This is a genomic window from Terriglobia bacterium (genome assembly GCA_020072645.1).
Classification (GTDB): Bacteria; Acidobacteriota; Terriglobia; order Terriglobales; family Acidobacteriaceae; genus Angelobacter.
Genome location: JAIQGK010000010.1, coordinates 62726 through 76034 on the forward strand (window position 1 = coordinate 62726; position 13309 = coordinate 76034).

A 13309-nucleotide genomic window follows, 5' to 3' on the forward strand; every position below is an offset into this window, starting at 1 on the left:
CGCGATTCATCGATTTCGCGGAAGCCGCCCAACACCTGTTGCGGGTCCATCCCACGCCGCCGCAGCATTTTTTCAACCTGTGTGAGGTTCTCTCGGAGGTAAGCAAGATCAAGCATGAATCAATTACTTTACCAAAGGATAATATCCCGAGCGTAGCGAGGGACCCATTTTCCCTGAAAAGCACCCCACGTCACCAGCAGACTACGCAACGACCACTCCGTCTTCCTCCGATCAGCGTCGATCCGCAGTAAGGTTTTGCTTGGTTTGCCGATGACGCGCGATGACGGCGATGTCGGCGATCCCGGCGATTCCAATCAGTGTTATCAGTGTCGATCAGTGGTAAAGTTTGGGTTTCATGGAAAAAAAGATTTTTTGGCTGCTCTTTACCGTGCTGGGCGCGCTGATGGGAGTTCTTCTCCCGCTGTGGTGGAACCTGGCGCTTACCTTGCCACTGCTCGTCTTTTGCTGGTGGGTTGTCTATCGCAGCGGATGGTTTAATTGAGATGGTTTAGCTGAAATGCTCCGCACTCTAAGTCCTTTCATCCATTGCAACCGCAGCAAAAATCGAGGTACTCTCATAGCCATCTTTCCTTTGTTCCTGCATGAGAGTGCCTATGATTCGCCGAACTTTTCTCTTCGTTTCTGTTCTCATCTGTAGTATTGCCGCGCAAGCTGACCAGCAATGGGTCGAGGTTGACTCATCGCACTTTTCCGTTGCCACCGATGGCGGAGAAAAACGTGCCCGTGACGTCGCGCAACGTTTTGAACAGATGCGCATGGCATTTGGTGTGATCTTCAAAAAAGTCAGTGTCAACACGGCGCCTTTGCAGATCATTGCATTTCGTAACGGTAAAGAGTTGCGGCAGTTCGCGCCGCTCTACGGAGGCAAACCAATCGAGGTGGCCGGATTTTTCCTGGGCAACGCAGGCCGTGGCGGCCCCGGATCCAATGAAGAGCGCCAGTATATTGCCCTGGATCTTTCGCAGGAGGATAGCTGGGGAACGGTTTTTCACGAATACGCGCATCTGCTGATCAACAGCAACTTTCCTCCATCGCCGGTCTGGTTCGATGAAGGTTTTGCGGAATACTGTTCCTCTCTGAAGGTGGACAAAAAGGAAATTGACATCGGCCTGGTCAAGCCTGAATTGCCTGAGTTGCTAAGCCAAAGCCGCTGGTTGAAGATTGTTGACCTGTTCAGCGTGAGCCACGACTCGCAGATCTACAACCGCGATGACCGCCGCTCAGTCTTCTACGCGCAATCCTGGCTGACAGTGCATTTCTTCATGGCAAAAAACATGATGAAGCAGGTTGCCACCTACGTACGAATGACAGAGGACCAGCATGTGGCGGTGCCGGAAGCGATCCGGAGCAGCTTTGGCATGGAGCCAGAAGCTCTGCAAAAGGCAATTGAGGGTTACTTCCGCGTCGGAACAATGTATTTTCGCGCGCCCACGCCACCCGGCGCTGAAACAGTGCAGTTTAAATCGCACCCTTTAAGTGATCTGGACATAAAGTCCGTGCTGGCGGACCTGGACTATCATTCCCGCGACTACCGTGCCAGAGGCATTACGGAATTTCAGGAGATACTGGCAAAACAGCCGGAAAATGTTGTGGCAAATCGGGGACTTGGCTATGAGGCCATGCAAAAGAATGATTGGGACAACGCCAGTGAGCACTTCAAACGCGCTGCCGCCCAGGACGTAAAGGACCCACAGATCCACTACCTGCTGGCATTGATGATGAGCCGGAAAGGCATGTCATCTGAGAACAAGGAAAAGCTGGATGTCATCAGAAAAGAGCTTACTGCCGCGATCTCACTGGAGCCGAATTATCCTGACGCCTACAACCTCCTGGGCATGAACCTCTCCTATGCCGGAGAAAAGCAGGAAGCGATTGACGCCCTGCAAAAGGCCGTTGCTTTGAGCCCAAGGAATCCCTGGTTCTCGGGCAATCTTGCCAATGCTTATCTCCAGGCGCAGGACCTCGATCATGCTATTCCCTTGTTGCAGCAGTTGCGGATGAGCTCTGAGCCTGGGATCGCGTCCATGGCCGCCCAACAATTGCAACAGGTGGAAGCTTACAGATCGGCTGTTAGCGACCATGGGGCACAATCGGGCAATAGGCAGACTGCCGTCCAGCCGGTTGAACTCAATAGAGTGCCGGATGAAGAGGGAAAGTCCACAGGTTCGTCACAAAGCGGGGAGGAAATACGGACGCTTCCTGCATCAAACAATCCGGTGCTGTTCCTGAAGGGTGTTCTTGTATCGGTGGACTGTTCCGCCGCGCCTGCCGCTACGATCACTATTTCTTCTGGCGGAAAGAAATGGAAGATGCTGGCGCCGCAATCGAAGAAACTGGTCCTGATTGGAGCGGACGAGTTTTCCTGCTCATGGACGAACCGTAAAGTGTCCGTCAACTATCGTAAGAGCGGAGATGATCAGGGGAATCTGGTGAGCATGGAACTTGAATAAACGCCGCGACGCAGTTTACCGCGTGGCCTTTACGGCTTTGCCGCTCTCTCTTAGAATAGATTGAGGCGTTTTCGCGGCGTCTGAGCCGCGAGCCGAAATCCTGACCCTGAGCTTGCGAAGGGGAAGGATCTCCCCCGTCCTGCTAGTCAACTTTTTTGGCCGACGTAGCTCAGTTGGTAGAGCAGTCGATTCGTAATCGACAGGTCATCGGTTCAAGTCCGATCGTCGGCTCCATATTTCTTTGTCGCTGCGCTCCAAACCACCTGAGATTTTCATTTCCTTTGAAATTCGCTGCCTCGCAGCTTATTGCTTGCCACTTCGCGCTAGGCCGTCATCGAATGGCGAGAGGTTCCAGGAACTCTGCCGACCCTCTCTGGTGACACGTAACTAAACTGCTACGTTTTCCACACTTTGCGGAGATTTCCTCTTGCTATTTCTGCCTGTTCTTTCGCATAATATTCTGTACTTAGGAAGAAAGACTTCGTACTTCCAAAGGCCACGAGTGGAAAGATACGATCGATCACACGTTCTGCGGATCCTTCGCATTACAGCTCGGCAGCTGGCAGGCTGGGAAAAAGCCGGTTTGTTGCCTGCGGCGGAATCCTATTCTTTCTTTGACCTCCTGCAAATCAAGAAGCTGCGCGATCTCCGCGCCAAGCGCGTGCGCTCCGCCGTGATCCTTGAATCATTGCGCGCCATGCGCCAAGTTGCGGGCATGGAAAACCCGTTGATGGAAATGGGGACGTTCGCCAGCCAGTCGCGCGTAGTGTTTCGCCATCAGGGCTCGGCGATGGAGCCGCTGGCCGGACAGTTCGTGATGGATTTCAACCAGCGCGAAGTTGTCGAGTCGCACAAGATTCATGCCATGCGCGCCGCAGAAACCGCCAGCGAGTTCTTTGCCCGCGGAGTGGCCCTGGAAGAAGATCCCGGCACACAGGCTGAGGCCATTGACAATTATAAGAAGTGTGTTGACCTTGATCCCACGCACGCCGCCGCTTATATCAACCTGGGCACGCTCTTTTATAACCGCCATGATTACGTGCAGGCTGAGCACTTTTACCGCAAGGCGATTGAAGTCGATCCGCGCTATGCGCTCGCTTATTTCGATCTGGGCAACGTGCTCGACGAAACCGGCCGCTTGCCCGACGCTATCCGCGCATACCAATCCGCCATCTCACTGGCCCCGACGTATGCGGACGCGCATTACAACTTGGCATTGGCTTTTGAAAAAGCCCGCCAGCCGCGCAAGGCCCTCCATCACTGGCAGGCTTATACCCGTCTCGACACCGTTGGTCCATGGTCTATTCATGCGCGCAACCAGATGAGAAAAATCCTGGCCGCGGATGAGTTGAAGCTGGTTCCGAAGAAAAAATAGTTTTGTAATCCCGAGCGCGGCGTTTTCCGAAGTCCCGAGCGAAGGGAGGGATCCCTATAGCTACGATGCTGCTTGATCAAACAGCGCCCAACGCTGTTACTATTCTGGAACTGCTTAACAGGGCATAAAGTATGGAGATTGATTTTTGTCCGCGCTGGATTCTCACCAGGCTCCGCGTCCCTGAACGGAGCCAGCATCACCTAGCCATGTTGATTTCCACGTTGGTCGTTTTGCTATTGGTTCCAATCATTCCGCACGTGCCCCATTTCTGCCTGATGAAAAAGCTTTTGGGGATTCCCTGTCCTGGATGCGGCATTTCACATTCGCTGATGGCGGCGCTCAGGTTCGATCTCGCAAAGGCGTGGTTCTTCAATCCCGCTGGTATTGCCGTTGCATTGCTATTTTGCTATCAGATCGTAGCGCGGCCAGTTGCCATTGCGCTGCCTCAAGCGGCCGCTGCCGTGTCATCGATTTCACGTTACGGTTCGAACATCACGGTGATACTATTGTTCCTCGTTTGGAGCTATAGAGTGTTTTAAGGGGGATGAATGGCGGCAATTTCGTGTTCCAAGTGCAATACCATGACGGAGCGGGCGGGCTATCCCACATGGGCGATTGTCGTAAGCATTTGCTTCTTTCCCGTCGGGCTGCTTTCACTGCTGGCCGGTCGCAAGCCGACTACTTGCGGCCATTGCGGCTTCACCTGGAACGCGTGATCAATCTCCAAGATAGGCTTCTTGTCGTTCGTCTTGAAAACTGCCGGTGACCGACTCAAACTCAACGCGTCTTCAGCGCTGTGAAACGCAGCTTCAGGATTTTCTGTCCGTAACTTTGAGCGACGAGCCAATCGAAATACTGAGCGCGACCGTTGTGCACGGAAAAGGTCAGCCCATGAGTTCCGACGACCAGTCGCGGCCTGCCACGCTGATTACAATGGCTTTTGCCCGCTAACTGCCCGACGATCCGACCACCATATCCAAAACGCTGAGATGATCAACAAAGAAAATGCAATGGGCCCATGAGGCATTGTGTGGCTCATCTGCAGCTCCCAGCCAAAGCCGACCAATAACAACAGGGCCGGTATAGGAGCTTTGCGGGCAAGCCACAGCGCCACAGCCACAAAAAGCGCGGAGGCAAATGCAGCCCATGATCCTGTCAGGCTGATCGCTGATCCCACGCCGCCAACCCATGGATCAACCCATGTGGTGTTCAGCACCAGCGCCACGCCGCTCACCTGATCAGGAGTGAGATGTCCCTGGCTTGCCAGACTCTGCGTGTTCAGAATAGTGCGGGCCATGCCGCTGCCGCCAATGGAATCAAGCGCAGTGTAGTAGATGAGAAAAATAAACGTAGCTAGACGGGAGAGCCAGCTAAAGAAGACGGCTGCGCTGCCATGCTCGTCCTCCACGCGGCGGACCATCAGCCATAGCCCGACCGCCACCAGGGCCACCATCGGCGTTTGGATGGTATGGAGCAGAAACCACCAGTGCGGGCCCGGATAGGCCAGCGCCTGGTACGCCCGATTGTAAGGCTGAGGATGGGAAACGTACTGGTACATTCCCGGATTTTGTGTGAAACCTGCAGGATGGAAAAGCTCAATGACTGCCAGCACCAGCGGCGCTATGAACAAACATACCCACCAGAGTACCTTGCGGACCGCATGATTGGACATGCCACACTCCTTGCTTTTCAGGCCATGAACTGTGCGGCAAAGTATAGCGCAGCAAGTCTATAAGGACGCGCAAAAACGAAATTACTGGCCGCTCAGGAAATATGGATGTGTTACAAATCTCTTCGTGCTCCAATCTTGCCTTCAGCGCTGTGAAACGCAGCTTCAGGATTTTTTGGCCGTAACTTTGAGCGGCGTTTCTATGGAGACGCTAGGCGAGAAGCCGGTCTCCGGCAAATGGTCAGCTCATGAACAACTCGCACATCTCGCCCGCTATCACCAGATATTTCTTCAGCGTATTGAGCGCATTCTTGCCGAGCAGGCCCCGGAATTTTCCCGTTATCGCGCTGAAGACGATCCTGAATGGCCGGCATGGACGAGCCTGCCAACTCCGCAGCTTCTAGTGCGAATTTCTTCCATGCGCGCGAAGCTTATGGCCCGACTGCGATCATTGAACGAAGAAGATTTTGCTCGCACAGGCGTTCATCCCAAGTTTGGCTCGATGAGTCTTTCACTGTGGCTGGAGTTCTTTCTCGTGCATGAGGCACATCATTTGTATGTGGTGCTTCAGCTCGTGAGAGGAAGATGAAGGCGCTTTTTACACGTCAGCTAGGCTGAGCGGCCGTGGCGATTTGCCATCTATATCTGTAAATCCGTACTCCTGTGCCAGCGCAGCCACCACCAGCACTTTGCCGGATTTGCGCATGACCTCATTCTCGTTCGCCAGTGCTACTACCGCTCTTCCTGTAAATTCCGGAGACTCTGAGTTGCTCAAATCAAGCCATTCTGCGGCGGCCATGATCTTCTCCGTTCGCACAAGCCCTGGATAAAGCGATACAGCTGCAACATTGTGCTCCTTGAGCTCTGCTGCCATATCCGATGTCAATTTGTCTGTCGCCGCTTTGGCAACACCATACGCAACGTTGCCAATATGCTTTTGCGCCGCCCAGAAAGAAATGTTCACAATGAGTCCGCTGCGCTGCAAAAGCATCAATGGCGCTGCCAACCTGCTGGCCACATACGCCGCGCGGACGCCCGTCTGGAACATTGAGTCCCAGCGCCAGCGGGGCTGTTGCCAGAATGGGCGCGACCATGTGAACTCGCCGTTTTCCATCATATTTTCATACCCGCCCCAGGCATTATTCACAAGCACATCAATGCGGCCTTGCTCCTGGCTGATTTGCGCAAACGTACGCTCAACCTGCTGATCGTTGCTGTGATCGCATAGGATCGCGGTGCCTTTGCCTTGAATGTAGCTCATGTCCGCGACGCTTCGTCCTGTGATGTACACCATGAATCCGGCCTGGCACAGTTCCTGCGCGACGCCTTTTCCCACGCCCCGGCTGGCGCCTGTCACAACGGCAACACGTTTTTGCATACACTCACCCCTTAAGCATCCCCCGTATATACAGAAGGTGCTCGGGAGCGTCAAATAAAACGCTCACGTATTTGATCCGGGAAGAAAAGGAAACTCAGTAGGCCAGCAGTACACGCAAATCCCTGACGTTGTTCCCCGTCGGTCCTGTCTGAATCGCATCGCCCAGCTTTTGAAACAATGGAAATGAATTGAAGCCGTTGAAGTGTGCGGCTACAGCGAGCCCGGCTTTCTGAGCACGTTCCAGAGTCGTGCCATCAGCCACTGCGCCTGCCGCTGGGCTGTTGCCATCGATGCCGTCCGTCCCCGCGCTCAGCACTGCGATGTTTTCTCCAGCAATTTTCTGCGCGCAGTAGAGAGCAAAGTGCTGGTTGCGTCCACCGGCTCCTGCATTGGCTGGAACTTTCACCGTGACCTCGCCGCCGGAAATGATGCAGACCTTTGCCACGCTCTTTCTCAATGCCCGCAGACGCTCCAGCAGATAGTCCGCCGCGCGTGCGTAATCCCAGTCGTCGCAGCTATGGTCGATTTCAACGGCAAACCCGTGCCTTGCCGCCGCTGTGGCCGCCGCTTTTTCTGCCGTCTCATTCGACAGCACCTTCCACCAGCGTGAGCGGACAAACGCTGCGTCATCCTGCTTAGGCGTTTCATCCAGCGCGTGCCGTTCAAAAAGTTCTCTTACCGACGCAGGAAACTCCGGCAGCATATTGTGCTCATGCGCGATGCGGTAACAATCTTCCACCGTGCTTGAATCGGGCATGGTTGGCCCGGAGGAAAGGGAATCCAGAGCATTTTCCGGCACGTCAGAAACCATGATCGAAACCTGCTGCGCCCCGTTCGCGGCGTGCGCCATGCGCCCGCCTTTGACTGCCGAAAGGTGCTTGCGTATGGCATTGATCTGTGCGATCGGCGCTCCGGAGTTGACGAGTGCCTTGTATGTCGCGATGAGATCGGGGAGAGAGATCTCTGAGTCCACCGGTTTTTCCACCGCGGCCGATCCACCGCCGCTTACCAAAAAGATAACCAGTGATTGCGCGTTCAGCGCGCCCAGAGTTTTCAAAATCGCTTCGGCCCCGCGCACGGATTCTTCATTGGGCTGCGGATGTCCTCCGGCAAAATAACGGTAGCCGACAAGCTGGTAGGGATGCTGGTTTGGATCAACGATGATTCCTTCGACCGCTGTTGCCCCGACCTGACGCGCAAGAATCTCCGCCATGCGATGCGCTGCCTTGCCAAACGCAATCGACACCACGCGAGTATAAGACTTGAGGTCATAAAGGTCGTCGCACACGCGCAGCACGCCGCGCTGGTAATGCACCTGACGATCAAACGCCTTTTCAATGCTGGCTTCGGATAAAGCGTGAAGGAAAATCTCACGCGCCGCGGAGCGCATGCTGTGGGCAATCGACATTAGCTGGCTTCCGCCTGACGACCCGGTGCGAAAAGCCTGCTTACCCAGGCGTGGATGGCTGCCTGCATCTCCGGCAGATGGCCTTCAAAAAAATGGTCGCCGCCCTCCACAATCACCATTTCTTTCGGTTCGGGAGCAGCCTCAACAACCTTTTTCAGGCTCTCAGGAGGACCATATTGGTCGCGTGATCCGCTGACAAAGAGTTTTGGCCGCGTACAGTCTGGAAGGTATTTATAAGAATAAGCACGGCCTTCTACGCCGACTGGCGTCCCCAGCGAGATCAGACCAACTACGCGCTGGTCGTCACAACCCACCCGCAGGCCCGTCGCGGCGCCAAATGAAAATCCGCAGAAGATTATGGGCAAGTGAAACGCTGAATCAAGCCAGTTCAGCGCTGCGCGAACGTCTTCCTGCTCCCCATGTCCGCGATCATGCTCGCCATCGCTCAAACCCGCGCCGCGAAAGTTGAAACGCAGCACTGGGAAGCCAAAGCCGCTCAGGGTTTTCATGGCATGGTAAACGACTTTGTTATGCATCGTGCCGCCGAATAAAGGATGCGGATGGCAGACCAGCGCCGCGTGCGTAGCGTCTGGCTGGCCCTGATTCAGTAATGCTTCCAGCCGTCCGGCGGGTCCATTGAGGAAGAAAGATTTGATTCCGTTGGCCACATTTCTTTTTATCACAGCACTCACCCTTCAGCCTTCAGCTGTCAGTGAATGCTAACCGCAACGGACGCGAAGGCCGCAAGGGAATGAAGTCAAATCGTCAATTCCTTTGCGTACTTTGCGCACTTGGCGGCGAATCGATATTTGCTTTTCTCCGTGTCTCCGTGGTGAGATTTGGTTTAACCATTTATCCTGTAGAGCACTCATGGATCCCGTTGCCTTAACCCGCAGGCTCATCGACATTGAATCCATCTCCGGCAATGAAGGCGCCGTTGGTGCAGAGCTCTATGAAGTGCTCTCCAACATGGGTTACACCACGCATAAAATGCCGGTGGCCCATGAACGGTTCAATGTCGTGGCCACAATTGACGGACAGAAGCCGGAGCTGGTTTTCTCCACGCATATGGACACCGTGCCGCCGTTCATTTCTTCATCTGAAGACCACGACAACATTTACGGTCGTGGCGCATGCGACGCCAAGGGGATCATCGCCGCGCAAATCGCCGCATGCCAGCGTTTGCGCAAGGAAGGCCGCGCTGTTGGCATGTTGTTTCTGGTGGGTGAGGAGCGTGACAGCCAGGGCGCGAAGGTGGCCAATGAAAATCCGCTGGGCAGCCGCTATCTGATCAACGGTGAGCCCACGGAAAACAAGATTGCTACGTCGTCCAAGGGCGTGCTTCGCCTTCTTCTAACGGCCAAAGGAAAGATGGCGCACTCAGCGTACCCTGAGCTTGGCGAATCGGCCATTGACAAGCTGCTGACCGCCCTGGAGCGTTTGCGGGCCATGGAGTTGCCGGTGGACCCGGAAGCCGGGCCATGCACGCTGAATATCGGGCTGATCGATGGCGGACGGGCCACCAACGTGATTGCCGATCATGCGCGGGCCCAGTTGCTCTACCGCCTGGTGGGACCCAGTGAGGCGCTGCGAAAGCAGATCTTGCAAGCTGTCGAGAATCTGGCTGAAGCTGAATTCGTGCTGGAAATTCCGTTCATGAAGCTGCGCACCGTGGAAGGCATTGAGAGTATGGTAGCCAAATTCACGACGGATATTCCTGCGCTCACCAACTGGGGTACTCCAGTGCTGATCGGTCCGGGGTCGATCCATGTTGCCCATACCGAACGCGAATACATTTCCAAGAAGCAGCTGCATGAAGCGGTGGAGCTTTATTGCTCAATCGCTCGGCAACTGCTGGAAAGCAGCAGCTAGCAGTTAGCAAATGGCAATTAGCTTGAGCATGGGGAGTCGAAGAGCATGTCCGCTCATTGCCGCCAGTCCATTCGATACTCATCCGGCTTTAGCTGGGCTAGTGGCTAATTGCTAATTGCCGATTCTCAGCGGCCGTTCCGTCCACTGCACGTCCCAGTATTTCCCAAACTTGTACCCGACCTGGGTGAAAATGCCTACGTTCTTGAAGCCAAAAAATTCATGCAGCTTCGCTGAACCATCATTCGGCAACGTATAGCCGCCGACGATTCGGTTGATGTTTTCGCGGGCCAACGCCTCAAACAATCCGGCATAAACTTTTCTGCCAATTCCTTTGCCCACGCTTTCATGACCGCAATAGATCGTGGTTTCCACCGTTGTGTCATACGCTGTTTTGGGGCGGAAACGCGTAGTGCCGGCATAGCCCAGCACCAGACCGTCTTCTTCGGCGACGACCAGACGATAGCGACCGGTCAGCGCGAACTGCTCAAACCATGCCGCGCGCCGCTCAACCGTGTACGGCTCAACGTCAAACGTGACGGGGGTATGGATCACGTAATGGTTGTAGATCTCCGTCAGTCGCGGAAGGTCGGCACGATTCGCCGGACGGATGCGGATGCTCATCGAAGGCAAACTCCGTTGAAAAATTACGGCCGAAATAATTCTAAGCGGTGGGAAGCATAGCCGCGCGCTCTGCTTCTTCTCTCTGCTTGCGAAGTACCCCGGCGCGTCCGTCGTAATGCCAGAAGGCGGGATAAATCACCGCCAGCAGTCCGGTGCCTAAGACACAAAGAATACCGCCTGAAGCCACTGACGTGCGAATACTGAACAGGCTGGCGACAATCCCAGCTTCGGCGTTGCCAAGCATTGGTCCGGACATGTAGCTGACCATTTCAATTCCTGCCAGCCGTCCGCGCAGGTGATCTGGAATGGTCTGGTTCCAGATGGTCATGCGAAACAGGCCGCTTACCATGTCTCCCGCGCCTGCTACGGCCAGCCACAGCAGAGCAAGCCAAAGCCGGTCAGCAAATCCAAAAGCGATGATCGCCACGCCCCAGATTGCTGCCGCAATCGTTACCACCATGCCGTGGCGATGAGCGCGCGCCGACCAGCCTGAGGCGACTGAGGCGAAGAATGCGCCCACAGACGGTGCCGCATAGAGCAGTCCCACCGCAGCTCCTCCGAATTTTGTTGCGATAGCAGGGAACAACGCCATGGGCATACCGAAGAACATCGCGTTCATGTCAATCAGGTAAGTGCCCATCAGTTCCGGCCGGCTGCGCGCATAACGCAGGCCTTCAATTAGCGACCGAAGGCTGGGACGATCAGCATTCAGCGGAGGCGGCGTGGCCCGCATCATCCACAGCGCAACAAGTGAAATCACAAAGGTGCTGAGATCGATAGAATATGCGACCGCGGGTCCGGCGGCGGTGGCCAGAACTCCTCCGAGCGCGGGGCCAAGCACGCCTCCGAGCGTGGTACCGACTGCGCGCAAAGCTGAAACAGCAGGTATCAGGTCGGCTGGAACCAGACGAGGCGTTAGTGCTTCCAACGACGGTCGCTTGAGGCCGTTCAATCCGGCGATGGCCGTGGCGAACAGAAAAAGCACCCAGACTTGCGGATGCGGTAGCAGCGAGTTCAGGACAAGCAAGGCGCTGCTCACCGCCATAAGCAATTCCGTCATGAGCACCATGCGGCGGCGGTCCACATAGTCAGCCAGCGCTCCGCCGACAAAGGCCATGGTGATGGTGGGAACAAATTCCGCGACGCCCAACAGTCCCACAGCAAGCGATGAGCGCGTGAGCTGGTACATCTGCCACGGCAGCACAACAAAGGTCATCATCGAGCCGAAGAAAGAAATTGTCTGGCTGAGAAAAAGCAGGCGGTAGTCACGCGAGACCCTGAGAGGCGCGGGATTGATGGCGAAGGCGCTGAAAAGCCCCCTGTCCGCACCGGCCGAAGGTTCCGGTACGGGATCGGGCTTAAGATGCGCCGGACTGTGCTGCTGCGGCGTTTCCACGTTGGAAATATAACTTACAAGCGAAACCTTGGCTCAACGCAGCTACCGTGATGCGAAGGGGCAGTCCTCGCGCTTAGCGAGCGAATCTGTGCTCTCCCACGGGACTCAGGAAACCGGCGATCATGGGCAGGCGGGCAGCGCCGATTAATCCGGCATCACCGCCGAGCAGAGCTTTGGTGATCATGGTGCCACGGACGGAGCGGCTCGGCGCATTACCGGCTTGTACATTTTTAGTCGGCGCAGTGGCGCGATAGACAAAAGAATTTCTGCCCACGGTTTCCAGCATCAAGGGAGCAAAAGCATCCCAGGCGCTGGATACTCCGCCGCCAATCACATACATGGGGAAGTTGAAGATATTCACCATATCGGCAATGACCATTCCCAGCGCTTTGCCAACTCGCTCAAAAACGGCGCGGGCCTGCGCATCGCCTTGCATGGCAAGATCAAAAATCACTTTGGAACTAAATTCGACGTCTTCCTTGAGGGCACGGGCCATCTGGGGTGCATTGCCACTTGCAATCGCCTCCTGCGCCATGCGCTTGATCGCCGTGGCGGAAGCATATTGTTCCAGGCAGCCTCGGCTGCCACAGTTGCAGGGATGTCCATCAGGTTCCACATTGATGTGGCCCAACTCGCCAGCCATTCCGGTCATGCCGTGCCAGATTTGCCCCTGCAACACCAGGCCGCCACCCACTCCTGTTCCCAGAGTGAACATGCACATGTCATCCACGCCGGCTGCGGCGCCCAGCCATTTTTCTCCCAACGCGGCAGCGTTGGCGTCGTTTTCCAGGATGACCGTGGTTTTCAGGCGGCGCTGAATCTCATCGCGCACTGGATAGTTATGCCAGCCGGGAAGGTTGGGCGACTCACGCAGCATGCCCGTCTGCATTTCAATGATTCCGGGAACCCCAATGCCGATCCCGGCCAGATCACCGGCGCCGCGCTGCTTGGCCACAACCTCCTGGATCGCGACGCACATCTCGTCGATCACCTGATCGCGTCCGCGCGCGACCTTGGTGTCCGTGGTAATTCTCTCCAACACTCTGCCGTTGCTGTCCACCGCGGCAATACGCAGGTTGGTGCCGCCCAGATCAACTCCAATGGCCAATACCGTCATTT

14 protein-coding genes and 1 tRNA gene are annotated in these 13309 nt (G+C 55.6%); 8 read left to right on the forward strand and 7 right to left on the reverse strand.

All coding sequences use genetic code 11. The features are described from left to right. Nucleotides 1-355 precede the first annotated feature (355 nt). From LAO76_14870 to LAO76_14895, 6 genes are all read left to right on the forward strand, one after another. The gene (locus tag LAO76_14870) at nt 356-502 is read left to right on the forward strand and encodes a hypothetical protein (GenBank protein MBZ5492210.1); all 147 of its coding nucleotides are present in this window, start codon (nt 356-358) and stop codon (nt 500-502) included. Nucleotides 503-614: 112 nt separating this feature from the next. Continuing rightward, on the forward strand, nt 615-2471 hold the full coding sequence (locus LAO76_14875; protein MBZ5492211.1) for a tetratricopeptide repeat protein: 1857 nt from the start codon (nt 615-617) through the stop codon (nt 2469-2471). A 158-nt stretch (nt 2472-2629) separates the two neighbouring features. Further along, nucleotides 2630-2705: transfer RNA gene (locus LAO76_14880), tRNA-Thr, on the forward strand. A 310-nt stretch (nt 2706-3015) separates the two neighbouring features. Further along, nucleotides 3016-3846, forward strand: coding sequence for a tetratricopeptide repeat protein (locus LAO76_14885; protein MBZ5492212.1), 831 nt, complete (start codon nt 3016-3018; stop codon nt 3844-3846). Between the two features lie 131 nt (nt 3847-3977). Continuing rightward, nucleotides 3978-4385, forward strand: a complete 408-nt coding sequence (locus tag LAO76_14890; GenBank protein ID MBZ5492213.1) for a DUF2752 domain-containing protein — start codon at nt 3978-3980, stop codon at nt 4383-4385. 9 nt (nt 4386-4394) lie between these two features. Continuing rightward, the gene (locus LAO76_14895) at nt 4395-4562 is read left to right on the forward strand and encodes a hypothetical protein (GenBank protein ID MBZ5492214.1); all 168 of its coding nucleotides are present in this window, start codon (nt 4395-4397) and stop codon (nt 4560-4562) included. 212 nt (nt 4563-4774) lie between these two features. Here LAO76_14895 and LAO76_14900 read toward each other — a convergent pair whose 3' ends face one another. Then, nucleotides 4775-5518 carry a hypothetical protein gene (locus tag LAO76_14900; GenBank protein ID MBZ5492215.1) on the reverse strand — a complete coding sequence of 248 codons (744 nt, stop codon included), beginning with the start codon at nt 5516-5518 and terminating at the stop codon, nt 4775-4777. A gap of 199 nt (nt 5519-5717) precedes the next feature. Here LAO76_14900 and LAO76_14905 point away from each other — a divergent pair, with 199 nt between their 5' ends. Continuing rightward, nucleotides 5718-6104, forward strand: a complete 387-nt coding sequence (locus LAO76_14905) for a DinB family protein (GenBank protein ID MBZ5492216.1) — start codon at nt 5718-5720, stop codon at nt 6102-6104. A gap of 9 nt (nt 6105-6113) precedes the next feature. Here LAO76_14905 and LAO76_14910 read toward each other — a convergent pair whose 3' ends face one another. The 3 genes from LAO76_14910 to LAO76_14920 all read right to left on the reverse strand — a co-directional run bounded on the left by LAO76_14910 (nt 6114) and on the right by LAO76_14920 (nt 8981). Then, a complete protein-coding gene (locus tag LAO76_14910; GenBank protein ID MBZ5492217.1) occupies nt 6114-6893 on the reverse strand; it encodes an SDR family NAD(P)-dependent oxidoreductase in 780 nt (259 codons plus the stop codon). Between the two features lie 94 nt (nt 6894-6987). Further along, a complete protein-coding gene (locus LAO76_14915) occupies nt 6988-8301 on the reverse strand; it encodes a DUF4147 domain-containing protein (protein ID MBZ5492218.1) in 1314 nt (437 codons plus the stop codon). After that, nucleotides 8301-8981, reverse strand: coding sequence for an alpha/beta hydrolase (locus tag LAO76_14920; GenBank protein MBZ5492219.1), 681 nt, complete (start codon nt 8979-8981; stop codon nt 8301-8303). Before LAO76_14920 ends, LAO76_14915 begins: the two co-directional genes overlap by 1 nt. Nucleotides 8982-9171: 190 nt before the next feature. Here LAO76_14920 and LAO76_14925 point away from each other — a divergent pair, with 190 nt between their 5' ends. Next, the gene (locus tag LAO76_14925) at nt 9172-10173 is read left to right on the forward strand and encodes a M20/M25/M40 family metallo-hydrolase (protein MBZ5492220.1); all 1002 of its coding nucleotides are present in this window, start codon (nt 9172-9174) and stop codon (nt 10171-10173) included. Between the two features lie 111 nt (nt 10174-10284). Here LAO76_14925 and LAO76_14930 read toward each other — a convergent pair whose 3' ends face one another. The 3 genes from LAO76_14930 to LAO76_14940 form a co-directional block, all read right to left on the reverse strand. Continuing rightward, nucleotides 10285-10794 (reverse strand): GNAT family N-acetyltransferase, encoded by a 510-nt coding sequence (locus tag LAO76_14930; GenBank protein ID MBZ5492221.1) that lies wholly within the window; start codon nt 10792-10794, stop codon nt 10285-10287. Nucleotides 10795-10834: 40 nt separating this feature from the next. Further along, a complete protein-coding gene (locus LAO76_14935; protein ID MBZ5492222.1) occupies nt 10835-12091 on the reverse strand; it encodes an MFS transporter in 1257 nt (418 codons plus the stop codon). A 172-nt stretch (nt 12092-12263) separates the two neighbouring features. Beyond that, entirely contained in the window at nt 12264-13307 is a 1044-nt protein-coding gene (locus tag LAO76_14940; protein MBZ5492223.1) for an ROK family protein, read from the reverse strand. Nucleotides 13308-13309: the final 2 nt, after the last annotated feature.

Coding starts and splice junctions, on each gene's coding strand:
- LAO76_14870 (MBZ5492210.1), top strand. CDS start 356: ATGGAAAAAAAGATTTTTTGGCTGCTCTTTACCGTGCTGGGCGCGCTG.
- LAO76_14875 (MBZ5492211.1), top strand. CDS start 615: ATGATTCGCCGAACTTTTCTCTTCGTTTCTGTTCTCATCTGTAGTATT.
- LAO76_14890 (MBZ5492213.1), top strand. CDS start 3,978: ATGGAGATTGATTTTTGTCCGCGCTGGATTCTCACCAGGCTCCGCGTC.
- LAO76_14895 (MBZ5492214.1), top strand. CDS start 4,395: ATGGCGGCAATTTCGTGTTCCAAGTGCAATACCATGACGGAGCGGGCG.
- LAO76_14900 (MBZ5492215.1), bottom strand. CDS start 5,518: ATGTCCAATCATGCGGTCCGCAAGGTACTCTGGTGGGTATGTTTGTTC.
- LAO76_14905 (MBZ5492216.1), top strand. CDS start 5,718: ATGGAGACGCTAGGCGAGAAGCCGGTCTCCGGCAAATGGTCAGCTCAT.
- LAO76_14910 (MBZ5492217.1), bottom strand. CDS start 6,893: ATGCAAAAACGTGTTGCCGTTGTGACAGGCGCCAGCCGGGGCGTGGGA.
- LAO76_14915 (MBZ5492218.1), bottom strand. CDS start 8,301: ATGTCGATTGCCCACAGCATGCGCTCCGCGGCGCGTGAGATTTTCCTT.
- LAO76_14925 (MBZ5492220.1), top strand. CDS start 9,172: ATGGATCCCGTTGCCTTAACCCGCAGGCTCATCGACATTGAATCCATC.
- LAO76_14930 (MBZ5492221.1), bottom strand. CDS start 10,794: ATGAGCATCCGCATCCGTCCGGCGAATCGTGCCGACCTTCCGCGACTG.
- LAO76_14940 (MBZ5492223.1), bottom strand. CDS start 13,307: ATGACGGTATTGGCCATTGGAGTTGATCTGGGCGGCACCAACCTGCGT.